Below are 24,445 nucleotides of genomic sequence, written 5' to 3'. Positions count from 1 at the left end.
CATTGCCTAAAGTTGTATTTCGACCAGGCCTGCATTGCGCACCACGCCGCTGACCACCTGGCCGCTGGCGGTGCGGACCTGGACCGTGGCGCCCGGCGCCGCGTTGTCCAGGGCCTGCCCCTCGCTGCTGACCACGAACCCCTTGCCGCGGGCGTTGATGCGGACGTTCGAGCCGCGCACCACCGACTGGGCGTTGCGCAGGGCGGCGCCCTTGACCGGCTGGCCGGCATTGATCCGGTAGGCCGCGGTCATGCCGACCACCGTGTCGGGATTGGTGATGACGCCCGGGGGCAGGGCCACCAGGTCGCCGTCGCGCGGCGCCAGGTCGGCGGGCGTCAGGGCCTGGCCCGCCGCGATCATGCGCGACGCCACATAGTAGTAGCCCGGCACGCTGACCGTGGCCTGCACGTAGGTGGTCCAGGGCTTGGGCGCGTTGCAGCGCACGCCCACCGTCATGCGCGAGCGCAGTTTCATGCCCGAGGGCATAAATGGGGACAAGGCATCGCAGGGCGCCAGGCGCTCCGCCCGCGGCGGATCGATGGCCACCGATGCCTGGCCGGGCAGCGCGGCGAGTTGTTCCAGCAAATAGGTCTGCGCGGCGATGATGATCGCCTCGGGCGCCTGGACGGCGGCGTCCTGCGCCTGGGCCGCCGGGGCCAGCAACAGGGCGGCCAGGCAGGCGGCGTGCGCGCGGAGGTTTGCGGGGAATTTCATCATGTCCGAATTGTAGAAGCGCGCGCCGCTTGGCAATACGTGAATTGGATGAGAAATGACGGGTTATTTGGCTGATTGTGTTGTCGCACCCGCCCCTATGATGCCGTCATCCAATGGGATAACGGTGTGTCCGCTGTCCCGGGTTTCATCCGTATTGAAGGCGATCCGATGCTAGACCGGCTTAATGAAGATTTCCGCTTCTTCCAGCAGTCCCTGGGGCTGCGCGCGCAGCGCCAGGAAGTGCTGTCCTCGAACATCGCCAATGCCGACACGCCCAACTACAAGGCGCGTGACTTCGATTTCAAGACGGCGATGCAGAACGCCATGGAAGGTACCAAGCGCCTGCCGGATACCTCGCTGACCCTGACGTCGGCGCGCCACATCCCGGCCAAGGCCGTGTCGCAGGGGCCGACCGATCTGCTGTATCGCCTGCCGTACCAGCCCAGCATGGACGGCAACACGGTCGACATGGACATCGAACGGGTCCAGTTCGCCGACAACACCTTGCACTACCAGAGCACGATGCAGCTGCTGTCGGGTCGTATCCGCACCATGATGGCCGCCATCCAGGATTGATTTTCATAGGGAACCGCAGGCAATGTCCTTGTTGAGCATTTTCGATATCGCCGGTTCGGCGCTGAGCGCGCAGTCACAGCGCATGAACGTGGCGGCCAGCAACATGGCCAACGCCGACAGCGTGGTCGGTCCCGACGGCCAGCCGTACCGGGCCCGCCAGGTGGTGTTCCAGGTCAACCCGCCGGCCGGCCAGACGCAGGGCCGCGAGATCGGCGGCGTGCGCGTGGCCGGCGTGGTGGTGGACCAGTCCCCCCTCAAGCAGGTCTACGACCCCAAGCATCCGATGGCCGACGCGCAGGGCTACATCAGCATGCCCAACGTCGATCCGATCGCGGAAACCGTCAACATGATCGCGGCGTCGCGTTCGTACCAGGCCAACGTCGAGGTGCTCAACACCGCCAAGAGCCTGATGCAGAAAACCCTCACCATCGGCCAATCCTGATCCGCCTGATTCCGCGCGCCGCGCCGCCCGCGCGGAAGTTTTTGAAGAAGTGAACCCATGACCACCGTCGACCAATCCACGAGCAAGACCGGCCTGGGCCTGGCGCAAAGCGGCGCCAATGGCTCCAGCACCGCCCAGGGCCTGCAGGACCAGTTCCTGAAGCTGCTGGTCACGCAGCTCAAGAACCAGGACCCGCTGAACCCGATGCAGAACGCCGAGCTGACTTCGCAGCTGGCGCAGATCTCCACGGTGGAAGGCATCACCAACCTCAAGAACACCATGCTGGCCATCAGCGGCCAGATCGACGTGTCGCAGTCCATGAACGCGGTCGCGATGATCGGCAAGGGCGTGCTGGTGCCCGGTTCGGCCGTCAAGGTCGGCGTGGACAGCGCGAACCCCTCCGAGCGCGTGGTCACGCCTTACGGCATCGATCTGCAGAAGGACGCCGCCAAGGTCCAGGTGCGCATTTCCGACGCCAACGGCCAGGTCGTGCGCACCATCGAGCTGGGCGAGCAGAAGGCCGGCGTGTACACGCTGGACTGGGACGGCAAGAACGACTCCGGCGTGGCGCTGGATGCGGGCGCGTACACCGTGTCCGTCCTGGCCACGGATGGCGATGACAAGAAGGTGGCCGCCGAAGTGCTGAAGTACGGCAAGGTCAAGAGCGTGGCTTACTCCACCAACGGCCTGCGCCTGGATATGGGCCTGGATGGCCAGACCAGCATGCTGGATGTGCGCAAGGTGATCGGCTGAGGCCAGCCGGTTTGATTATCAGCCGGCGCCACGGCGGCGGTTTCCCCTTTAAAGATTAGCGAGAGAAAACATGGGTTTCGGACAAGGATTGAGCGGCCTGAACGCCGCGGCGCAGAACCTGGACGTCATCGGCAACAACATCGCCAACTCGGGCACCGTCGGCTTCAAGTCGTCGACCGCGTCGTTCGCGGACGTCTACGCCAGCTCGCGCGTGGGCCTGGGCACCAAGGTGTCGGCGATCACCCAGCGCTTCACGGTGGGCACGGTCAACGGCGGCGGCGGCGAATACGACATCGCCATCGATGGCGCCAAGGGAATGTTCCGCGTCACCGACCAGAGCGGCGCCGTGATGTACACCCGCAACGGCGAGTTCCTGGTCGACAAGAACAACTTCATCGTCAACGCGCAGGGCTACCGCCTGACCGGCTACCCCAACGGCGGCATCGGCGCCAACCCGGTCGAGCTGCAGCTGCCCACCGCCAACGTGGCGCCCAAGGCCACCTCGACCGCCACCACCGTGGCCAACCTGGACGCCAACGCCAAGGTCATCTACCAGGTCGACACCGTGACGTCGCCGGCCGTGCCGGGCTCCGTGACGCTGGGCGGCACCGCCTACACCTTCACCAAGGCGCCTGGCGGCGCGATCACCTGGGCGCCGGGCAACCCGCCGGCCAACACCTACGGCACCGCGCCCAATACCGTCACCATCGACGGCACCGGCCAGGTCACCGCCGGCAACCTGAACGTCATCCCCGGTTTCGTCGACTTCACCGCCGCCGTGACCGAAGTCGGCAAGCCGTTCGACCCCAAGGTCCCCGGCAGCTACACCAATGCCTCGCCCATGACGGTCTACGACTCGCTGGGCAACTCGCACCAGGTGATGCAGTACTTCGCCAAGCGCGCCGCCGACGCCGCCGGCAACAGCGTCTACGACGTCTACTACACCATTGACGGCCAGGCCATGGCGCCGACCACCCAGGCGGGCGGCGTGTGGGGCAACCCGACCCAGTTCACGTTCAACAAGGCCGGCGTGATGACCAGCGCCGCCACGGTCAACCTGTCGTTCGCGACGCCGGGCGGCGGCACCACCCCGGCCGATCCGATGGCGATCGCCGTGAACTACGCCGGCACCACGCAGTACGGCAGCGCCTACGCGCTCAAGTCCCAGCCGGACGGCTACTCCTCGGGCGAGTTCCGCGGCATCAACATCAGCGCCGACGGCAGCCTGGTGGCCAGCTACACCAACGGCGAAACCTCGATCGTCGGCACCATCGTGCTGGCCGACTTCGCCAACCTGCAGGGCCTGCAGCCGGTGGGCAACAACGCCTGGAAGGAAACCGCCTCGTCGGGCCAGCCGATCCTGGGCCAGCCGGGCAACAACGGCATGTCCAAGGTGGTGGGTCAGGCGACCGAAGCCTCGAACGTGGACATGAGCAAGGAGCTGGTCAACATGATCATCGCCCAGCGCACCTACCAGGCCAACTCGCAGACCATCAAGACCCAGGACGAAATCATGCAAGTCCTGATGAACCTGAAGTAATGCCTGACGGGCACGCGACGACACCGACGGAATAGGCAATGGATCGAATCATCTACACCGCCATGAATGGCGCAGCGCGGATCACGGAGCACCAGGCCGCGCTCTCCAACAACATGGCCAACGTGAACACGCCGGGCTTTCGCGAGCAGATCGCGTTGTACCGGTCGGTTCCGGTGAACGACGGCGTTAGCCTGCCGACGCGTGTTTCGACGGTGGCGTCGACGCCCCGCAACAACTTCGAGATGGGCAACATGCAGACCACGGGCCGCGACTTGGACGTGGCCCTGGCCAGCTCCAACGGCTGGATCGCGGTGCAGACCCCGCAAGGCGAGGCCTACACTCGCGCCGGCAGCCTGCAGGTGGGCGTGAACGGCCTGCTGCAGACCTCGCTGGGCCAGCCCGTGATGTCCGACCAGAACGGCATCATCGACGTGCCCGACCAGGCGGCGCTGACGATCACCTCGGACGGCACCATCACCGCCATTGGCGCCGGCGATGCCCCGAACAACATCCTGAACCTGGGCCGCATCAAGCTCGCCAACCCGCCGGAAGCGCAACTGGTGCACGGCGACGACGGCGTCTTCCGCCTGGCGCCGGTCAATGGCCAGCCGGCGCCGCCGGCCCCCGCCGACCCCAGCCTGCGGGTGCTGTCCGGCGTGCTGGAAGGCAGCAATACCAATCCCATGGCGGCGATGGTGGGCATGATCGAGAACGCCCGCCGCTTCGAGCAGCAGATGCAGGTGGTGCAGCAGGCGGATCGCAACGCCGAGCGCGCCAACGGCATCCTCTCGGTTTCCTGATCCGGTCAGCCGATCCGAACAAAATAATTTTCGCGCGCGGCCGGGCCGCCGCTCCAGGAGTACTTCATCATGATGCGTTCGCTGTGGATTGCCAAGACGGGCCTGGAAGGTCAACAGACCTCGATGGACGTGATTTCCAACAACTTGGCCAACGTCTCGACCAATGGCTTCAAGCGCGGCCGCGCCGTGTTCCAGGACCTGATGTACCAGACCCTGCGCCAGCCCGGCGCCCAGGTCGGCGACGCCACGCAGCTGCCGTCGGGCCTGCAGCTCGGCACCGGCGCCCGCGTGGCCGCCACCGAGCGCATCCACACCACCGGCGGCCTGAACAACACCGGCGGCGAACTGGACGTGGCGATCAACGGCCGCGGCTTCCTGCAGGTCGAACTGCCGGACGGCACCCAGGCCTACACCCGTGACGGCGCGCTGCAGCGCGACCAGAACGGCCAGCTGACCACGGTCAGCGGCTACGTGATCCAGCCGCCGATGAACGTGCCGGACAACGCCCTGTCGATCTCCATCGGCAAGGACGGCATCGTCTCGGTGACGCAGCCCGGCGCGGCCGGCGTCAACGTGCAGATCGGCCAGCTGCAGATCGCCACCTTCATCAACCCGACCGGCCTGCAGAGCGTCGGCGAGAACCTGTACCTGGAAACCGACGCCTCCGGCCCGGCCAACCTGCTGCAGCCCGGCGTCGATGGCGCCGGCACGTTCATGCAGAACTACGTCGAAACCTCCAACGTGAACGTCGCCGAGGAACTGGTCAACATGATCACGACCCAGCGCGCTTACGAAATGAACAGCAAAGCCGTCAAGACCTCGGACGAAATGCTGGCCCGCCTGACCCAACTGTGATGCCTATGTCGTCTGTCCTGCGTCTGGTTTCGAGTGCGGCCCTGGCGTTGCTGGTGGCCGGTTGCGCCATGATTCCGCCCGAGCCCATCGTGACCGGGCCGACGACGGCGGCGCCGCCGGCGCCGCCGATGCCGACGGCGCAGCCCACCGGCTCGATCTACCAGCCCACGACGTACGGCAACTATCCGCTGTTCGAGGACCGCCGGCCGCGCAACGTCGGCGACATCGTCACCATCGTCCTGAATGAGAAGACCAACGCCTCCAAGAACGTCGCGACCAACACCAATCGCAGCGGCAATGCCAGCCTGGGCATCGCCGCCGCGCCGTCGTTCATGGACAGCTGGGCCAATGCCAACCTGAATACCGACGCCAAGGGCGGCAACGTATCGCAGGGCAAGGGCGACAGCACCGCCAACAACGCCTTCACCGGCACCATCACCACCACGGTGGTGGGCGTGATGTCCAACGGCAACCTGCAAGTGGCCGGCGAAAAGCAGATCGCCATCAACCGGGGCAGCGAGTACGTGCGCTTCTCGGGCGTGGTCGATCCGCGCTCGATCACCGGCACGAACACCGTGTCGTCCACCCAGGTGGCCGACGCCCGCATCGAATACCGCAGCAAGGGCGTCATGGACGAGGTCCAGACCATGGGCTGGCTGCAACGCTTCTTCCTGATCGCTTCGCCGTTCTGACCATGAAACAACCCACTCCGATTTCCGCCCTGTTGTCCCTGCTGGCGCGCGTTTGTGTCGCGGCGGGGCTGCTGGCCGGCGCCTCGGCGGCGCATGCCGAACGGCTCAAGGACCTGGCCTCCATCCAGGGGGTGCGCGGCAACCAGCTGATCGGCTATGGCCTGGTGGTGGGTCTGGACGGCAGTGGCGACCAGGTGCGCCAGACGCCATTCACGCAGCAGAGCCTGACCAACATGCTGTCGCAGCTGGGCATCACCGTGCCCGCCGGCAGCAACATGCAGCTCAAGAACGTGGCGGCGGTCATGGTCACCACGACCCTGCCGGCGTTCGCCCGTCCGGGCCAGACGCTCGACGTGGTGGTGTCCTCGATGGGCAACGCCAAGAGCCTGCGCGGCGGCACGTTGCTGATGACCCCGCTCAAGGGCGCCGACAGCCAGGTCTACGCGATCGCCCAGGGCAACATCCTGGTCGGCGGCGCGGGCGCCTCGGCCGGCGGCTCCAGCGTGCAGATCAACCAGCTCAACGGCGGCCGCATCAGCGCCGGCGCGATCGTCGAGCGCGGGGTGCCGACCACCTTCGCGCGCGACGGTTACATCTACCTGGAAATGAACAACACCGACTTCGGCACCGCCCAGAACGTGGTGGCGGCGCTGAACCGCAAGTTCGGGCAGGGCACCGCCACGGCGCTGGACGGCCGCGTGGTGCAGGTACGCAGCCCGATGGAGCAGTCGGCGCAGGCGCGCTTCCTGTCGCAGGTCGAGGACCTGCAGGTCACGCGCGCGCCGACCGTCGCCAAGGTCATCATCAACGCCCGCACCGGCTCGGTGGTCATGAACCGCACGGTCATGATCGAGGAAGCCGCCGTGGCGCACGGCAACCTGTCGGTCATCATCAACCGCCAGAACCAGGTGTCGCAACCGGATACGCCGTTCACGGAAGGGCAGACGGTGGTGGTGCCCAACACCCAGATCGAGGTGCGCCAGGACAACGGTTCGCTGCAACGCGTGACTACCAGCGCCAACCTGGCCGACGTGGTCAAGGGCCTGAACGCCCTGGGCGCCACGCCGCAGGACCTCCTGGCGATCCTGCAGGCCATGAAGAGCGCCGGCGCCCTGCGCGCCGAGCTGGAAATCATCTGACCGCCATGGGCTACACCAACACCTCCGCGTCCCTGGGCAGTCGCCAGGATTCCGTGTTCGACATGGGTCGCCTGTCGGACCTGAAGCGCGACGTGACCAAGGACCCGGCCAATCCCGGCACCGAGCAGCAGAAGCAGGTGGCCAAGCAGTTCGAGGCCCTGTTCCTGCAGATGATGCTCAAGCGCATGCGCGAGGCGACGCCCAAGGAAGGGCTGTTCGACTCGCAGCAGACCCAGATGCTGCAATCCATGGCCGACGAGCAGCTGGCGCTGCACCTGGCCACGCCCGGCATCGGCCTGTCGCAGTCGATCCTGGCGCAGATGCAGCAGGGCAAGCCCGGCGACCTGTCGGCCGAGGCCGTGCAGCGCCTGGGGCAGGGCACCGACCTGGATTTCCAGACCGGCGGCTCGCGCCAGGTGTCGGCGCTGATGGACGTGATGCGCAACAACCGCGCCAGCGACCGGGCCCTGGCCGCGGCCGAGGGCGCGCCCGAGCACGTCATCAATTTCGTGTCGAAGATGTCGCGCGCGGCCACCCTGGCGTCGCAGCAGAGCGGCGTGCCGGCCCGCCTCATCATGGGCCAGGCGGCCCTGGAGTCCGGCTGGGGCCAGCGCGAGATCAAGCACGAGGACGGCCGCACCAGCTACAACCTGTTCGGCATCAAGGCGGGGTCGAGCTGGAAGGGCAAGGTCGTCAATGTGCTGACCACCGAATACGAAGGCGGCGTCGCGAAAAAGGTGACGCAACCCTTCCGGGCCTATTCGTCCTACGAGGAATCGTTCGCCGACTACGCCCGCCTGATCGGCACCAGTCCGCGCTACGAGAGCGTGACCCAGGCGCGCAACGAGATCGAGGCCGCCCGCCGCATCCAGAGTTCCGGCTACGCCACCGATCCGCAGTATGCGCAGAAATTGATCGGCGTCATGAGCCAGCTGCGCGGCGCCGCCGCCAAGGTCGATATTTCGCGTCAGATGTTGGAAGGACTCTAAATTTGGACTACCTGCTGCCGTTAATCGGGTATCCAGAAATATCAGTCGCGGTTACATACGGGGCATTGTCAGCATGAATCTGTACAAATTGGCATTGGGCGGGCTGAACGCGTCCCAGGCGGGCCTGGCAACCACCGGCCACAACATCAACAATGCCACCACGGTCGGTTACAACCGCCAGCGCGTCATGATCTCGACCGCCGGCGCCCAGGCCACCAGCAATGGCTTCATCGGCCGCGGCGTCCAGGTGGACACCGTGGTGCGCAGCTACGACAGCTTCCTGTACAAGCAGCTGGTCGGCGCGCAGGGCAGCAGCGCCCAGCTACAGACCCAGTTCGACCAGATTTCCCAGGTCAACAACCTGTTCGCCGACCGCACCGTGGGCATCGCCCCGGGCCTGTCGAATTTCTTCACCAGCATGAACACCGTGGCCAGCAAGCCGGCGGATCCCGCCGCGCGCCAGGACTTGCTGGGCAAGGCCAACAGCCTGACCACGCAGATCCGCTCGGCCTACCAGGAAATGCAGAACCAGCGCCTGGGCCTGAATACGCAGATCTCGACCACGGTCGACCAGGTCAACAGCTACCTGACCCGCATCGACGACCTGAACAACCAGATTTCCACGGCCCGCGCCAAGGCCGGCGGCAATCCCCCCAACGACCTGATGGACCAGCGCGACCAGGCCGTCTCGGAACTGAACCAGCTGATCGGCGTCACGACCTACGAGCAGGGCGACAAGATCAACATCTCGCTGGCCTCGGGTGGCCAGGCGCTGCTGTCGGGCAACACCATCTATCCGCTGCAGGCCGTGGCATCGTCCAAGGACGTCAGCCGCACCGTCGTCGCCTACACGCTGCCGGCCGGTTCGGGCGGCAAGACCGTGTCGGTCGAGCTGAACGACGCCGACGTCACCGGCGGCAAGCTGGGCGGCCTGCTGCAGTTCCGCGCCTCGTCGCTGGACGTCATGCAGGCCCAGCTGGGCCAGATGGCCGTCGGCCTGGCGATGTCGTTCAACGAGCAGCACCGCCAGGGCCTGGATACCGCCGGCAACCCGGGAACGGACTTCTTCAGCATCGGCAAGCCGCAGGGCGTGCCGAACGCCGCCAACAAGAGCGGCGCGCAGATCAGCGGCACGTTCACCAACCTGAACAACATCAACGCCAAAGACTACGAAGTCAGCTTCGACGGCGCCAACTACCGCGTGACGCGCGTGCCGGAAGGCACCCAGGTGTACAACGGCCCGGCCACCGGCACGCCGCCCACCGCCACGCTGGACCTGAGCGCCGAAATGGGCGTCACCCTGACGATCGACTCGCCGCCGCAAGCCGGCGACAAGTGGTCGCTGTCTCCCACGCGCGATGCCGCCCGCGACATCAACGTGCTGATCACCGATCCGGAAAAGATCGCCGCGGCCGACACCGCCGGTGGCGATGCCAACGGCAAGAACGCCCTCAAGCTGGCACAGCTGCAGACCACCAAGGTGCTGGGCCACGGCACGATGAGCATCAACGAGATGTTCTCGCAGGTGGTCAACACCGTTGGCGTGCAGACCGCGCAGATCAAGTCGGCCAACACTGCCCAGTCCAACCTCGTCGCCCAGAAGCTCGAGGCCCAGCAGGCGGTGTCGGGCGTCAACCTGAATGAAGAATACGTGAGCCTGTCGCTCTACCAAGAGCAATACCAGGCCAGCGCCCGCATCATCGACGTCGCCAGCACGCTGTTCGATACGCTGCTGGGCCTGCGCGGCTGACCGGATCGTTGACATCGTGACCCATCAAGAAAAATTCGGAGCTTCCCCATGCGCCTGAGCACCTCCATGATGTATTCGAACGGACTCAAGGGCGTCCTCGCTCAGGAATCCGACATGAACCGCCTGGTCGAACAGGTGGGCAGCGGCAAGAAGTTCCTGACGCCGGCGGATGATCCGCTAGCCGCCTCGTTGTCGATCAACGTGGCGCAGACGCAGAGCATGAACGCGACGTACCAGCTCAATCGCAACACGGCCAAGACCAACCTGTCCCAGGAAAACAACGTCCTGGACTCGATCACGACGGCGCTGGCCGACGTGCGCACCCGCGTGGTGCAGGCCGGTAACGGCACGTTCGCCGACAGCGACCGCCAGGCCTTGTCCACCGCCTTGAAGAATGCGCGCGACGCATTGCTGGGCCTGGCCAACAGCACCGACGGCAACGGTCAGTACCTGTTCTCCGGTTTCCAGGGCGGCGTGGTGCCTTACGCCCAGGACACCACCGGCAAGATCGTCTACAGCGGCGCCACCGGCGAACGCACGGTGCAAGTCGACCAGTCGCGCCAGATGTCCACCAGCGACATCGGCAGCGACGTCTTCAACCGCGCCAACCCGGGTTCGCAAGCCTACGTCAGCACCGCCGCCGCCGCCAACACGGGCACCGCCCAGTTCAGCACGGTGTCGGTGACGCCGGGCAGCGCCAACATCGGCAAGAATTTCAGCCTGCAGTTCGAATCGGATCCGGCCACCGGCAACATGGGCTATCGCGTCATCACGACCGATCCCAAGGCCAACCCGCCGGTGCCGCCGGTCACGACCCCGGCGCCGCCGGCCGCCCCGACCGCCTACACGCCGGATGCCGCCATCGACTTCGGCGGCGTGTCGGTCGTGATCAAGGGCAACCCGCAGAACGGCGACGTGATCAACGTTGAAAGCGTGCAGTCGGCCGACGTCGACCTGTTCAATACGCTGGACAGCCTGATCAAGACGCTGGATTCGCCCATCGCCGGCGACCCCGTGGCGCTGGCCAAGCTGAACAACGAGCTGGCGACCGCCAACAAGAAGCTGTCGACCAACTACGACAACGTGCAGACGGTGGCCGCGTCGGTCGGCGCCCGCATGAACGAACTGGAGGCACTGGACGCCACCGGCACGCAGAAGGGCCTGTCGTACTCGAAGTCGCTGTCCGACCTCGAAGACCTCGACTACTACTCTGGCGCCAGCCAGCTGGCGCTGCGCCAGGTGGCCCTGCAGGCGGCGTCGGCGGCCTTCATGACGATCCAGGGATCGAGTCTTTTCAGCCGCAAATAATGCGGTGAGTCCATAGGCCGTGCCCGATGGCGGGCCCGGCATGTTGCGCCCTTACGGACGCTTCCGGTGGTATGCCGGAGCGTCCGTGTGTGCGTACAGGGTAGGAATTTTGTCGTTTCACCACGCTTAACGCTCGGATATTCCATGCTTGTCAATTTGAAAGTTCGCACCTGCATAATTCTGGTGCTGCTGCTCTTCACGGGTGCCATGTTCATATCCAATGGCGTGGCCTGGATGGGGTTGAATTCCAGCAACGACAAGCTGGAACAGATCAACACCGCCTACTCCGACCAGGCCGTGCCGCTGAACCGCGCCTACACCGTTTTCCTGCGCGCTCGCCTGTTGCTGTCCTCGTCGCTGATGGACATGCAGCAAGGCAAGACGGAACAGGCCACGGCGCAAGCCAAGCGTTCCGATGGCCTGATGCAGGACGCCTTCAAGATGATGGACGCCTTCCGCAAGGCGCCGAAGCTGGCCGGCACGGAAGCGCTGGGCCAGGCCGTCGAGGCCGCGCTCAAGGAATACGACAGTGTGCTCAAGCGCCAGTCGGCCGCGCTGGCCAACATGGCCATCCAGGACTACCTGAACCTGAACGACACCGCCAGCGACGTCAACACCAAGTTCCGCGTGGCCGTCGACAATTACCTGAGTTTCATCGACACGCGCACCGACGAACTCGCGGCGCAGGCCGAGGTCGACCACAACATCTCGCGCAGCGTCACCATCGCCTTGCTGGCGATCGCGCTGGTGCTTGCCGTCGGCTGTTGGATTTTCATCAACCGCACCGTGCTGCGTCCGCTGCATGAGGCGGGCGATCACTTCGAGAAGATCTCGGGCGGCGATTTTACCGGCCGCATCGAGGTGCGCAGCACCAACGAGATCGGCCAGCTGTTCGGCGCCGTCAAGCGTATGCAGGAAAGCCTGACGCGCACGGTGGCCACGGTGCGCCGCGGCGTCGACGAAATCAACGTCGGTTCGCGCGAGATCTCGGCCGGCAACACCGACCTGTCCAGCCGCACCGAGCAGCAGGCGGCCTCGCTGGAAGAGACCGCCGCGTCGATGGAGCAGTTGGCCTCGACGGTCAAGCAGAATGCCGACAATGCGCGCCAGGCCAACCAGCTGGCCGCCAGCGCGTCGGACGTGGCCGAACGCGGCGGTTCCGCCGTGGCCGAAGTGGTCAACACGATGCAAGGCATCTCGGCCAGCTCGCGCAAGATATCCGAGATCGTGTCGGTGATCGATGGCATCGCCTTCCAGACCAATATCCTGGCGCTGAACGCGGCGGTGGAAGCCGCGCGTGCCGGCGAACAGGGCAAGGGCTTCGCGGTGGTGGCGGGCGAAGTGCGCTCGCTGGCCCAGCGCAGCGCGCAGGCGGCCAAGGAAATCAAGGGCTTGATCGAGGATTCCGTGGCCAAGGTCGGCGCGGGTTCGCAACAGGTCGAACGGGCCGGGGCGACGATGCAGGAGATCGTGGCCTCGGTCAAGCGCGTGACGGACATCATGGGCGAGATCTCGGCGGCGTCCGAGGAGCAGTCCGGCGGCATCGATCAGGTGAACCGCGCGGTGTCGCAGATGGACGAAGTGACGCAGCAGAACGCGGCGCTGGTGGAAGAAGCCGCGGCCGCGGCCGGTTCGCTGCAGGAACAGGCACAGCGCCTGGCCGAAGCGGTGGCCGTGTTCAAGATCAATGCCGGCGGCGTGATCGACGTGCCGGCGCGCCAATTGGCCCAGCAGCGCAGCGCGCCGCGCGTGGCGGCGCCGCAGGAAGACGAAGCGCCCGTCGCGGCGGCTCCCGCTGTCGCCGCGCCGGCCGCCAAGCCGGAAGCGGCGGCCGCGCCGGTCCCGCGTGCGGCCAAGCCCGCCGCCGCGCCGGCGCCGCGCCTGGCTCAGCCGGCCCGTGCCCGACCCACCCCGAACAGCGGCGCCACGGCGGCGCGGCCCCTGCGTCGTCCGGTCGTCAAGACCAGCGACGCCACCGACGTCAAGCCCGTCAAGCCGGCGCCGGCCGCGACGCGCCGGACGCCGCCCGCGGATGACGATTGGGAATCGTTCTGACGGCGTGATTTGCCAAGGTATTTCGTTGCATTGAATAGGTAGTAGAGAACACATCCCTTTTACGACGGGGCGGCGCCAATATGCCGCCCTGGCGGTTACCGGAAATATCGGAAAATGTTAAGCAATCTGAAGGTGCGCACGGGGTTGATGCTTGCCCAATTGGCCGTCGCCGTGGCCGCGCTGGTTGCCATCGCCCTGGGTTGGAACAGCATGCGATCCAACGCCGAGGCGATCAACGCTTTGGATAGCCTGAGCGTCCAGCAGAGCAATCTGGTCAAGGACTCTTATGTGCAGATGCTGCGCGCCACCATCCGCGCGGACATCGCCGCCGCCCAGCGCGCCGCCGGCGACAAGGCGGGCGCGGCCGAGAACACCCGCATCGTCCAGCAGCTGCTGACCGACGGCAAGGCCAAGCTCGACCGCTTCAAGGCGATTCCGAAGACCACCGATATCGGCCGCGCCGCGGAGGGCCAGCTGCTGGCCTCGTTCAATGGTTTCGCCGAAGGCCTGCAGGCCATGCTGGGCGCGCTGGACCGGGGCGACAACGCCGAATACCTGAGCCTGAAGAACACCAAGACCGCCGCGGCCAGCGGCGCGTTCTCCAAGCAGTTGACCGAGTTTGCCAACACGATCACCACCTACAGTGAAGAGCAGGTGGCCGCTTCGCGCGAGCAGGGCGCCGTCATGACCTACGTCTACCTGGCGCTGGCGCTGGTGATCCTGGCGGTATCGCTGGGCGCGTTCCTGTTCATGAACCGCGTCGTGCTGCGGCCCCTGCGCACGGTCGGCGAGAGCTTCGACCGGATCGCCGGCGGCGACCTGACCACGCGCGTCGAGGTGCAGTCGACCAACGAGATCGGCGCCCTGATGGCGGCGGTCAAGCGCATGCAGGAAAGCCTGGCGCGCACGGTGTCGACCGTGCGCCGCGGCGTCGACGAGATCAACGTCGGTTCGCGCGAGATCTCGGCCGGCAACACCGACCTGTCGAGCCGCACGGAAGAGCAGGCGGCCTCGCTGGAAGAGACCGCCGCTTCGATGGAAGAGCTGGCCTCGACCGTCAAGCAGAACGCCGACAACGCGCGCCAGGCCAATCAGTTGGCGGCCAGTGCGTCGGACGTGGCCGAACGCGGCGGCTCGGCCGTGGCCGAAGTGGTCAACACGATGCAGGGCATCTCGGCCAGCTCGCGCAAGATCTCGGAAATCGTGTCGGTGATCGACGGCATTGCGTTCCAGACCAACATCCTGGCGCTGAACGCGGCGGTGGAAGCCGCACGTGCCGGCGAACAGGGCAAGGGTTTCGCGGTGGTGGCGGGCGAAGTGCGCTCGCTGGCGCAGCGCAGCGCGCAGGCGGCCAAGGAAATCAAGGGCCTGATCGAGGATTCCGTGGCCAAGGTCGGCGCGGGTTCGCAGCAGGTCGAACGCGCCGGGGCGACGATGCAAGAGATCGTGGCCTCGGTCAAGCGCGTGACGGACATCATGGGCGAGATCTCGGCGGCGTCCGAGGAGCAGTCCGGCGGCATCGACCAGGTGAACCGCGCGGTGTCGCAGATGGACGAAGTGACGCAGCAGAACGCGGCGCTGGTGGAAGAAGCCGCCGCCGCGGCCGGCTCGCTGCAGGAACAGGCGCAGCGCCTGGCCGAAGCGGTGGCCGTGTTCAAGATCAATACCGGCGACGTGATCGAAGTGCCGGCGCGCCAGTTGGCCCAGCAGCGCAGCGCGCCGCGGGTGGTTGCGCCGAAGGTCGAGGAAATGGCGCCTGTGCAACAGAAAGCCGTGGCGCCCGCCGAGCCGGCGCCGCGCCGGGCCGCGCCGGCCGCCCGCCTGACGCACACCGCGCCGCGCGCCAAGACGGCGCCCGTGGCGGAAGCGGCGAGCGCGGCGCGTCCGCTGCGCCGTCCGGCGCCGCGCGCCGCCACGGCCGCGGCGAACGATGCCAAGCCGGCACCGGCGGCGACCCGTCGCCAGGCGCCGGCGGACGATGATTGGGAATCTTTTTGACGCCGGCTGTGACCGGTAAATGGGCAGGTATGCGAGGCTATCTACATCTTCTGGCGGCAGCGGCGATTGCGACACTGATCGCGGGCTGCGCGGCAACGGGCCACAATTTCGACCCCGGCAAGCTGTCGACCCTGACGCCGGGTCAGACGACGCTGGAAGAAGCCTCGCGGGCGCTCACCGCCCCGCCCGACAAGTTCTACAAACAGACCGACGGCACCTTCCTCGCCCTCTGGTCCTTCAAGATCACGTTTGTCACGGACGGCTTGTACAGCCGCAAGGAAGCGCTGCTGCAGTTCGGCCCCGACGGCCGCCTGATGCGCCTCGTGGACAGCACCAATATTCTGCTGGAACCCTGGGAACGCCAGAAGTTGCTGGGCCCCGCGCCTGTGCCTGACACCAGTCAGGAATGGGCGCAGCAGCCCGCACCGGAGGTCCAGGTGGAAACCATCGTCATACCGGGGCCGGCCGTCGTGTCGCCCGAGCCGATGCGCCAGGGCCGTTAGGTCCCGTTTTTCGCGGAGAGCGTGCGGCCCTCAAAGACCGCCGCGTACGTCGCCCTGATGCGTGCCCGTTTCGCAAGGAAGGCACGCCAGGGTGGTTTTTCATTTGGTCAGAGCTGTACCTGAGGGATGGGGAAAGAATATGGAAGCGAGTCTGGAATCCGGAGCGAAGTCAGGCAAGGTCGGTAAGAAAAAGGCCTCGCGTGCGCCCAAGGTGAAACGCAAGCTGAGACTGCGCGACGCCCGCGTCGGCACGATGCTGCTGTGGGTCATGGCGTTCTTCGCGGTGTTGATCGCGGCGGTGGGTGGCCTGGCCGCCTTCTTCCTGCAGCACAACTACGAGTCCATCCGCGAGGTCAACGCGCTGACCGAGCGTTCCAAGCAAGTGGATGTGATCAACAGCGACATGCTGCGCGCCCGCGTCAGCCTGATGGTCGCGGCCCGCCACCTGCAGGAATCCGGCTGGGGCAGCGGCGAGAACTCGGCGCGTGACGCGGCCGCGGCGCTCAAGGGCGCCACCGACCTGCTGACCGGCGTGCGCAGCCGCTTCGCCGACTTCCAGAAGAACATGCTGCAGGACGACACCGGCCGCCAGCTGTCGATGAACCTGGTCCGCCGCTACCGTTCGTACATCGATGACGGCGTCGACACCATGGTGGAAGCGCTGCGCAGCGAGGACTATTCGACCTTCTACATGGTCAACAACGAGTACGGCACGCCCCGCAGCGCCGCCTTCATCGAGGCTATCGCTGAATTCAGCAAGTACATCGGCGACCAGCAGCAGGCCACGATCGACCAGGCCGAGGCCAACTTCAACCGCGCCATGATCGCCGTTGCCGTCGCCGTGGCGCTGGCACTGGCCCTGATGGTGTTCTGCCGCGTGCTGTTCGGCCGCCTGGTGGTGCGTCCGCTGGTCGAGGCCGGCCAGCATTTCGACAAGATCGCCGCCGGCGACCTGACCAGCCGCGTCGAAGTGCGTTCGCACAACGAAATCGGCCAGCTGTTCGCCGCGCTCAAGCGCATGCAGGAAAGCCTGACGCGCACGGTGGCCACGGTGCGCCGCGGCGTCGATGAAATCACGGTGGGTTCGCGCGAGATCTCGGCCGGCAACACCGACCTGTCCAGCCGCACGGAAGAACAGGCGGCCTCGCTGGAAGAAACCGCTGCGTCGATGGAAGAGCTGGCTTCGACCGTCAAGCAGAACGCCGACAACGCACGCCAGGCCAATCAGTTGGCCGCCAGCGCGTCGGACGTGGCCGAACGCGGCGGCTCGGCGGTGGCCGAAGTGGTCAACACGATGCAGGGCATCTCGGCCAGCTCGCGCAAGATCTCGGAAATCGTGTCGGTGATCGACGGCATCGCCTTCCAGACCAACATCCTGGCGCTGAACGCGGCGGTGGAAGCCGCTCGCGCCGGCGAACAGGGCAAGGGCTTCGCGGTGGTGGCGGGCGAAGTGCGCTCGCTGGCGCAGCGCAGCGCGCAGGCGGCCAAGGAAATCAAGGGCCTGATCGAGGATTCGGTGACCAAGGTCGGCGCCGGTTCGCAACAGGTCGAACGCGCGGGCGCGACGATGCAGGAGATCGTGGCCTCGGTCAAGCGCGTGACGGACATCATGGGCGAGATCTCGGCGGCGTCCGAGGAGCAGTCCAGCGGCATCGACCAGGTGAACCGCGCGGTGTCGCAGATGGACGAAGTGACGCAGCAGAACGCAGCGCTGGTGGAAGAAGCCGCGGCCGCGGCCGGCTCGCTGCAGGAACAGGCGCATCGCCTGTCCGAAGCGGTGGCCGTGTTCAAGATCAATGCCGGCGAAGTGATCGAGGTGCCGGCGCATCAGCTGGGTGGCTACCAGGCGCCGACGCTGACGCAGGACTGATCATCCGGGGCGCGAGCCCCGTGATGCGGAGCGCGGCCCGACGGCCGTGGCTCCCGCCGACCCGGCGCCCGTTCGCGGCCGCCGGGTCGAATACCTTATACGGGTCTGATTTTTGTCATGGACAGCTTAAGTTTTCGAAAATATTGCCGTTCATAGTCATAACGCCCAGGACAAGGGCAGTGAACCACCCCAGGTCGCGTCGCGCATCGGCATGCGCAGGCCCTCGGGGTCGGGCGGGGACTGGTTGCGGCGGGGCGCCGGGTCCGGGTTGGCCGCCGTTGGCCGTTCGCTGCGCCATATGATGTAACCGGAGACAAGCTGTGCGCGTAAACCTTCCTGTCAACGACGTGGAAACCAAGCTGCGCGAGGATCAATACCTGATCTCGCGTACCGATACCAAGGGCCGCATCCTCTACGCGAATCCGGCATTCATCGAAGTCAGCGGCTTCTCTCGCGAAGAACTGATCGGCAAGGCGCACAACATCGTGCGCCATCCCGACATGCCGCCAGAAGCCTATGAAGACCTGTGGCAGACGCTCGAAGCCGGCGAGTCCTGGCTCGGCCTGGTCAAGAACCGCCGCAAGGACGGCGGCTACTACTGGGTGCTGGCCAACGCCACGCCGATCGTCGAGAACGGCGAAGTGGTGGCGTATTCGTCGGTGCGCGTGCGGCCGAGCGACGAACAGATCGAGATGGCCGAGGAACTGTACGAACGCATCCGCGAAGGCCGCGCCCGCGGCGTGCGCATCGTGCGCGGCCGGCCGGTGCGCGCCGGCTGGCGCCGCGGCCTGGACCTGCTGGCCTTTCCGTTCAAGCGCAATGTGCGTAGCCGCATGTTCCGTCATGCGCTGCTGTCGTCGGGCATCGTGGTGGCGGCCGGCGCCTATGGCCTGAACGCCAACTGGGCCTCGCTGGACACCACCGGCGCCAGCCTGGCTTGTGGCCTGCTGGCACTGGGCGTGCTGGGAATCTTCGGCCTGGGCTGGAGCCTGAGCCGCTCGCTGCTGGATCCGATGGTCGACGCCGCCAACATGGCGCGCCAGGTCGCCGCCGGCAATCTGACCACCCAGATCGTGGCCGAGTCCGACGACGAGATCGGCAGCCTGAAGTTCTCGCTCGAAGTCATGCGCAAGAGCCTGATCGGCATCGCCCAGGACGTGTACCGCGGCATCGAGGGCACCACCCAGGCGGCGGTGCACATCGCCCGGGGCAACCAGGAACTGGCCGGCCGTACTGAAGGCCAGGCCGCTTCGCTGCAGCAGACGGCGGCGAGCATGGAGCAGCTGACCTCGACCGTGCGCCAGAACGCCGACAACGCCCGCCAGGCCAACCAGCTCGCGGCCAGCAGCATGGACGTGGCGCGCCGTGGCGGCGTTGCGGTGGGCCAGGTGGTCAGCACCATGCATGGCATCTCCGACAGCTCGCGCAAGATCGTCGACATCGTCAGCATCATCGAGGGCATCGCCTTCCAGACCAACATCCTGGCGCTGAACGCGGCGGTCGAAGCGGCCCGCGCCGGCGAGTCCGGCAAGGGCTTCGCGGTGGTGGCCGGCGAAGTGCGCAGCCTGGCGCAAAAGAGCGCCCAGGCCGCCAAGGAGATCAAGGGCCTGATCGAGGATTCGGTCGAGCGCGTGACGGAAGGCTCGGCCCAGGCCGAGCAGGCCGGCGCGACGATGGAAGAGATCGTGGCGGCGGTGCATCGCGTCACCGACATCATCGGCGAGATCTCGCAGGCGTCGCAGGAACAGTCCAGCGGCATCGAGCAGGTCGACAGCGCGGTTTCGCAGATGGACGTGATGACGGTGCAGAACACCGCGCTGGTACAGGAACTGGGCGGCGCCGTGCTGCAGTTGGGCAACCAGTCGGGCACGCTGCGCGAGACCATCCGTGTGTTCCGCCTGACCGGGCAGCAGTAGATCGCGGACACGCATGAAAAAACCGGCCCTCGAGCCGGTTTTTTTTGTGGGCATCGTTTTGCCCGGGATTGTTCGCGCTGAAAAAGGCGCCGCGCACTGCGCAGGCCCGGACGCGATCGGGGCGCTATCTGCCGGCCAGTGCGTCGACGACCCGGCTCATCTCCGACAGGCCGGATTCGAACAGCGATTCCAGGAACGGGCCGGCATTGGGCAGCACCACGGTCAGCAGCACCACGCCCACGATCAGGCTGACCGGGAAACCCACCGAGAACACCGACAGCTGCGGCGCGGCGCGGTTCAGGATGCCCATCGCCAGGTTGATGGTCAGCAGCGCGCAGATCAGCGGCAGGGCCAGCAGCAGGCCGGACACGAACACGGTCTTGCCCCATTCCACCACCACGCCCCAGCCATTCTGGTGCAGCTGGATCGCCGCCACCGGCAGGGTGTCGAACGAGCGCACCAGGGCCGCCAGCACCAGCAGGTGGCCGTCCAGCGCCAGGAACGTCAGCATCGCCACGATGTTGAACAGGCGCGACAACACCGCGGTGTTGGCGCCAGTGCTGGGATCGAAGAACGAGGCGAACGACAGGCCCATCTGCAGGCCGACGAATTCGCCGGCGGTCTGCACGGCCGCGAACACCAGGCGCATGGAAAAGCCCATGGCGATGCCGATCAGCACCTGCTGCATCACCATCCAGAGGCCGGCGAACGAGCCTGGCGCGATGGGCGGCGCGGGGTCGAGCGCCGGGCTGACGGCGACCGCCAGCACGAAGGCCAGGCCGATCTTGACCTTGACCGGGACCGTGGATTCGGAGAAGAGGGGAGCCGTGCCCACCAGCGCCAGGATGCGCACGAACGGCCAGAGGAACTGGCCGATCCAGCCATTCAGCTGCTCGATGGTGAAGGAGAACATGGGGACGCGTCCCGGGGGCCGGCGGCGCGCGCCGCTACGACACCAGGCCGGGGATCTGGCCGATGAGCTGGCGGATGTAGTCGACCATGATGCCGATCAGCCAGGGGCCCAGCAGCACCAGCACGCCGCACATGGCCAGCAGTTTGGGGATGAACGACAGCGTCATTTCGTTGATCTGCGTGGCGGCCTGGAAGATGCTGATCACCAGGCCCACGATCAGGGTGATGATCAGCAGCGGGCCGGCCATCGCCAGCGCGACTTTCATCGCCTGGTAGGTCATGGTCATGACGGTTTCGGCGGTCATGGCGATTCCCTATTGGTAGAAGCTCTGGGCCAGCGAGCCCATCAGCAGGTTCCAGCCGTCGGCCAGCACGAACAGCATCAGCTTGAACGGCAGCGCCACGGTCACGGGCGGCACCATCATCATGCCCAGCGCCATCAGCACGCTGGCGACCACCAGGTCGATGATGAGGAACGGAATGAAGATGGTGAAGCCGATCTGGAAGGCGGTCTTGAGTTCGCTGGTGATGAAGGCCGGCACCAGGATGCGCAGCGGCACCTGCGACGGATCTTCCAGCGCCGGCTGCTTGGCCAGGTTGGCGAACAGCGCCAGGTCGTTCTCGCGGGTCTGGTGCAGCATGAAGGTGCGCAGCGGGCCCGCGGCGCGCTCGACCGCGGCCTCGAACTGGATCGAGCCCTCGGACAGTGGCTTGTAGGCGTCGGTGTAGATCTTGTCGAACACCGGCGACATCGTATAGAAGGTCAGGAACAGCGCCAGCCCGATCAGCACGTGGTTGGGCGGCGACATCGCGGTGCCCATGGCGCTGCGCAGCAGGCCCAGCACGATGATGATGCGGGTGAAGCCGGTCATCATCAGCAGCGCCGCCGGCAGGAACGACAGCGACGTCATCAGCAGCAGCGTCTGCATGCTGAGCGAATAGGTCGCGGAGCCGTTCGGGCCGGGCGTGGCGGTCAGGGCCGGCAGGGTGGCCTGGGCGATGACGCCGGCCGGAAACAGGGCCAGGCCGAGCAGGGCGGCGGCGCCCAGCAGGGGCAGCGCGCTGCGGCGGGCGCGGGAAGGGGTCGGCAAGCTCATGGTGTGGAAACGCGCGCCGCCTAGCGGCGCTTGAGCGCCTGGCCCAGCTTGGCCGCGAAGGCGGCGGTGGGCAAGGTCGCGGCTTGCGGCAGTTCGCCGGCAGGCAGGGTATGCAGGGGAGTGATCTGGCCGGGGCTGACGCCCACGACCACCCAGGTATTTTCGATCTCGACCACGACGATGCTCTGCCGCGCGCCGATCGGCAGGCTGGCGACCTGCTTGAGCAGGTTGCCGCCGCCGCGCTGCGTCAGGCCGGCGCGGCGCGCCAGCCAGGCCGCGGCCAGGATGGCCGCCAGCACCAGCACCAGGCCGATGATGACGCGCAGCAGGGCGGAGTCGTTCATCACGGACGCGGGGTCAACGACGGTTGTTGAGGCGGTTGATGCGTTCGGACGGGGTGATGATGTCGGTCAGGCGAATGCCGTACTTGTCTTCCACCACCACCACTTCGCCCTGTGCAATCAGGTAGCCGTTGACGAAGATGTCCATCGGCTCGCCGGCCAGGCCGTCCAGTTCGACCACCGAGCCCTGGCCCAGTTGCAGCAGGTTCTTGATGGTCAGGCGGGTGCGGCCCAGCTCGACCGTCAGCTGGACGGGCACGTCCATGATCAGGTCGATATCGGTGCCGGTGCCCGGCGCCGCGCCGGCCAGAGGCTTGAACACCGACTGCGCGGCCGATTGCGCGGCGGGCGCGGCCGGGGCGGGCGCAGCGGGGGCTGCGGGGGCAGGCGCCGGCGCCGGCGCGGCGGCCGCGGCGGGCGGCGTGGCGGCGGTCTGCTCGGCCATGGCGGCGGCCCAGTCGTCCTGGGCGGGCTTCAGGCCATCCGCCTGGGTGGGCGGATTGGCGCGGGATTGTTCGGCGAGCGCGTCGGCCCAGTCGTCGGCCGGGGACGAGCCGGAGCCGGGCTCGTTCTTGTCAGTCATGGTCGGGGGCCTCGTTAGATTCGGTATCGTAGGTAAACATGTTCTGCACGCGCAGGGCGTACTGGCCGTTAAAGACGCCGTAGCCGCATTCCATCAGCGGCACGCCGTCGACATGGGCGGTGACGGTCTGCGGCACATCCACGGGCAGGATGTCGCCGACCTTCATGCGCATCAATTCGCGGATATTGGACGGAATGCGCGCGAATTCGGCGACCACGTCGATGTCGGCACTGCGCACCTGGCGCGAAAGCTGTTGCGACCAGCGCTGGTCCACTTCTTCCAGCGTGGTTTCCTGCAGCGGGCGCGTGAGCAGGTCACGCACCGGCTCGATCATGGAGTAGGGCAGGCAGATGTTCAGGTCGCCGCCGGTCGCGCCGAATTCGATGTGGAACGAGGTGACGACCACCACTTCATTGTTGCCGGTGATGCTGGCGAACTTGGTGTGCATCTCCGAGCGGACATAGTCGAACTCGATCGGATAGACGGGGTCCCAGGACTTGCCGTAGCTTTCCAGGGTCAGGTTGAGCAGGCGCCGGATGATGCGCTGTTCGGTGGTGGTGAAGTCCCGGCCCTCGACCCGCGTGTGGTAGCGGCCATCGCCGCCGAACAGGCTGTCGATGACCAGGAACACCAGGTTCGGGTCGTAGGTGAACAGGGCCGTGCCGCGCAGCGGTTTCATCTGAACCATGTTCAGGTTGCTGGGCACGGGCAGGTTGCGTTCGAAGTCCGCGTACTTCTGGATCTTGATGGAACCGACGGTGATGTCGGCGCTGCGGCGCATGAAGTTCAGCAACACGCTGCGCATCTGGCGCGCAAAGCGTTCGTTGATGAGTTCCAGCGTCTGCATGCGCCGGCGCACCACGCGGTCCGGCGAGCTCAGGTCATAGGCACGGGCGCCGTCGTTGGGGCCCGCGGATTCCTTTTTGCTGTCGCTCTCGCCCGTGACGCCGGCCAGCAGCGCGTCGACTTCGTCCTGCGAAAGAAACGCCTCGTAGGCCATGCTTATTGCACCACGAACGCCGTATACAGTACGTCGGTGACATACTGGCCGTCCGGCAGGGGCGCGAACGGGCGATTGACGGCTTGCTTGATGGCGTTGGCCATATCGGTCTTGCCTTGTTGCGTCTGCACGCCGGTGGGCGATTGCGAAGACAGCACCATCAGGATGCGGCTGCGCACTTCAGGCATGTACTTTTCGAGGCGGATGCGGGTCTGCTCGTCGCTGACGCGCAGGGTCAGGCCGACGTGCATGATGCGCTCGGTGTCGGCGTTCTGCAGCGTGACCGTGAAGGCCTCGATCGGCACGAAGATCGGCGCGGGCACCGCGGCCGGGGTGGTGGGCGGGGCGACGAAGGTGGTCGGCGTGGCTTGCGGACCCGCGACGCCGGGTTGGCCCGGCTGGCCGCCGGTCTGGCCGACGCCCAGTTGCACCGGCGCGCCGCCTTGCGGCTGCATGCGCTGCGCGACGAACCAGGTCGCGCCCGCGCTCGCGGCCGCCACCAGCAACAGCACCAATATCATGAGCAACGGGCGAAGGATTCGGCCAATGCCGCCGGAGCGTGTCGGAAGCGCGCCGCGCGGCGGCATGGTTGTGGGTTTGGAAGTCGCCATC

Annotated in this window: 24 protein-coding genes; 16 read left to right on the top strand and 8 right to left on the bottom strand. The window is 66.6% G+C overall.

From position 1 onward, the window contains the following. Positions 1-6: 6 nt before the first annotated feature. Entirely contained in the window at positions 7-714 is a 708-nt protein-coding gene (gene flgA, locus I6I07_RS26545; RefSeq protein WP_198484361.1) for a flagellar basal body P-ring formation chaperone FlgA, read from the bottom strand. Between the two features lie 168 nt (positions 715-882). On the opposite strand from flgA, the gene flgB reads away from it, so the two are divergent. From flgB to I6I07_RS26465, 16 genes are all read left to right on the top strand, one after another. Next, positions 883-1,290: a flagellar basal body rod protein FlgB gene (gene flgB / locus I6I07_RS26540; RefSeq protein WP_006394438.1), complete on the top strand. Its 408-nt coding sequence runs from the start codon at positions 883-885 to the stop codon at positions 1,288-1,290. A 22-nt stretch (positions 1,291-1,312) separates the two neighbouring features. Then, positions 1,313-1,732 carry a flagellar basal body rod protein FlgC gene (flgC, locus tag I6I07_RS26535; protein ID WP_198484360.1) on the top strand — a complete coding sequence of 140 codons (420 nt, stop codon included), beginning with the start codon at positions 1,313-1,315 and terminating at the stop codon, positions 1,730-1,732. A gap of 57 nt (positions 1,733-1,789) precedes the next feature. Next, positions 1,790-2,485: a FlgD immunoglobulin-like domain containing protein gene (locus tag I6I07_RS26530; protein ID WP_198484359.1), complete on the top strand. Its 696-nt coding sequence runs from the start codon at positions 1,790-1,792 to the stop codon at positions 2,483-2,485. Between the two features lie 70 nt (positions 2,486-2,555). Then, complete coding sequence (locus tag I6I07_RS26525) at positions 2,556-4,025, top strand: flagellar hook-basal body complex protein (protein ID WP_054435493.1); 1,470 nt, start codon at positions 2,556-2,558, stop codon at positions 4,023-4,025. A gap of 38 nt (positions 4,026-4,063) precedes the next feature. Beyond that, a complete protein-coding gene (locus tag I6I07_RS26520) occupies positions 4,064-4,825 on the top strand; it encodes a flagellar basal body rod protein FlgF (protein WP_054435491.1) in 762 nt (253 codons plus the stop codon). Between the two features lie 69 nt (positions 4,826-4,894). After that, the gene (gene flgG / locus I6I07_RS26515) at positions 4,895-5,680 is read left to right on the top strand and encodes a flagellar basal-body rod protein FlgG (protein WP_020927340.1); all 786 of its coding nucleotides are present in this window, start codon (positions 4,895-4,897) and stop codon (positions 5,678-5,680) included. Further along, positions 5,680-6,372, top strand: coding sequence for a flagellar basal body L-ring protein FlgH (locus I6I07_RS26510; RefSeq protein WP_035360293.1), 693 nt, complete (start codon positions 5,680-5,682; stop codon positions 6,370-6,372). Before flgG ends, I6I07_RS26510 begins: the two co-directional genes overlap by 1 nt. A gap of 2 nt (positions 6,373-6,374) precedes the next feature. Further along, on the top strand, positions 6,375-7,511 hold the full coding sequence (locus tag I6I07_RS26505) for a flagellar basal body P-ring protein FlgI (protein WP_061071527.1): 1,137 nt from the start codon (positions 6,375-6,377) through the stop codon (positions 7,509-7,511). Between the two features lie 5 nt (positions 7,512-7,516). Continuing rightward, a complete protein-coding gene (flgJ, locus tag I6I07_RS26500; RefSeq protein ID WP_198484358.1) occupies positions 7,517-8,500 on the top strand; it encodes a flagellar assembly peptidoglycan hydrolase FlgJ in 984 nt (327 codons plus the stop codon). A gap of 73 nt (positions 8,501-8,573) precedes the next feature. After that, positions 8,574-10,250 (top strand): flagellar hook-associated protein FlgK, encoded by a 1,677-nt coding sequence (gene flgK / locus I6I07_RS26495; protein WP_198484357.1) that lies wholly within the window; start codon positions 8,574-8,576, stop codon positions 10,248-10,250. Between the two features lie 48 nt (positions 10,251-10,298). Next, positions 10,299-11,558, top strand: a complete 1,260-nt coding sequence (gene flgL / locus I6I07_RS26490) for a flagellar hook-associated protein FlgL (RefSeq protein ID WP_198484356.1) — start codon at positions 10,299-10,301, stop codon at positions 11,556-11,558. A 144-nt stretch (positions 11,559-11,702) separates the two neighbouring features. Further along, entirely contained in the window at positions 11,703-13,613 is a 1,911-nt protein-coding gene (locus I6I07_RS26485) for a methyl-accepting chemotaxis protein (protein ID WP_198484355.1), read from the top strand. Between the two features lie 114 nt (positions 13,614-13,727). After that, positions 13,728-15,611, top strand: coding sequence for a methyl-accepting chemotaxis protein (locus I6I07_RS26480; RefSeq protein WP_198484354.1), 1,884 nt, complete (start codon positions 13,728-13,730; stop codon positions 15,609-15,611). Positions 15,612-15,640: 29 nt separating this feature from the next. Then, a complete protein-coding gene (locus I6I07_RS26475; protein ID WP_035361922.1) occupies positions 15,641-16,114 on the top strand; it encodes a hypothetical protein in 474 nt (157 codons plus the stop codon). 139 nt (positions 16,115-16,253) lie between these two features. Further along, positions 16,254-17,984 carry a methyl-accepting chemotaxis protein gene (locus I6I07_RS26470; RefSeq protein ID WP_061071521.1) on the top strand — a complete coding sequence of 577 codons (1,731 nt, stop codon included), beginning with the start codon at positions 16,254-16,256 and terminating at the stop codon, positions 17,982-17,984. A gap of 320 nt (positions 17,985-18,304) precedes the next feature. Beyond that, positions 18,305-19,900, top strand: coding sequence for a PAS domain-containing methyl-accepting chemotaxis protein (locus I6I07_RS26465; protein WP_198484353.1), 1,596 nt, complete (start codon positions 18,305-18,307; stop codon positions 19,898-19,900). Positions 19,901-20,024: 124 nt separating this feature from the next. Here the strand turns inward: I6I07_RS26465 and fliR are convergent, their stop codons facing one another. The 7 genes from fliR to I6I07_RS26430 are packed head-to-tail and all read right to left on the bottom strand — an operon-like array spanning position 20,025 to position 24,444. Then, positions 20,025-20,813, bottom strand: a complete 789-nt coding sequence (gene fliR, locus I6I07_RS26460) for a flagellar biosynthetic protein FliR (protein ID WP_198484352.1) — start codon at positions 20,811-20,813, stop codon at positions 20,025-20,027. A 34-nt stretch (positions 20,814-20,847) separates the two neighbouring features. Further along, positions 20,848-21,117 carry a flagellar biosynthesis protein FliQ gene (gene fliQ, locus I6I07_RS26455; RefSeq protein ID WP_025138879.1) on the bottom strand — a complete coding sequence of 90 codons (270 nt, stop codon included), beginning with the start codon at positions 21,115-21,117 and terminating at the stop codon, positions 20,848-20,850. A gap of 9 nt (positions 21,118-21,126) precedes the next feature. Next, positions 21,127-21,909: a flagellar type III secretion system pore protein FliP gene (fliP, locus tag I6I07_RS26450; RefSeq protein WP_198484351.1), complete on the bottom strand. Its 783-nt coding sequence runs from the start codon at positions 21,907-21,909 to the stop codon at positions 21,127-21,129. A gap of 20 nt (positions 21,910-21,929) precedes the next feature. Then, entirely contained in the window at positions 21,930-22,253 is a 324-nt protein-coding gene (gene fliO / locus I6I07_RS26445; RefSeq protein ID WP_006394455.1) for a flagellar biosynthetic protein FliO, read from the bottom strand. A 13-nt stretch (positions 22,254-22,266) separates the two neighbouring features. Further along, positions 22,267-22,833 carry a flagellar motor switch protein FliN gene (fliN, locus tag I6I07_RS26440; protein ID WP_198484350.1) on the bottom strand — a complete coding sequence of 189 codons (567 nt, stop codon included), beginning with the start codon at positions 22,831-22,833 and terminating at the stop codon, positions 22,267-22,269. Continuing rightward, positions 22,826-23,833, bottom strand: a complete 1,008-nt coding sequence (fliM, locus tag I6I07_RS26435; RefSeq protein ID WP_198484349.1) for a flagellar motor switch protein FliM — start codon at positions 23,831-23,833, stop codon at positions 22,826-22,828. The genes fliN and fliM overlap by 8 nt, the downstream gene beginning before the upstream one ends. A 2-nt stretch (positions 23,834-23,835) precedes the next feature. Beyond that, positions 23,836-24,444, bottom strand: a complete 609-nt coding sequence (locus I6I07_RS26430) for a flagellar basal body-associated FliL family protein (protein ID WP_198484348.1) — start codon at positions 24,442-24,444, stop codon at positions 23,836-23,838. Position 24,445: the final 1 nt, after the last annotated feature.

It is taken from the genome of Achromobacter deleyi (assembly GCF_016127315.1).
Lineage (GTDB): Bacteria > Pseudomonadota > Gammaproteobacteria > Burkholderiales > Burkholderiaceae_B > Achromobacter > Achromobacter insuavis_A.
Note: the sequence above shows the minus strand (reverse complement) of the source record. Positions and strands in the feature narration are given on the sequence as shown.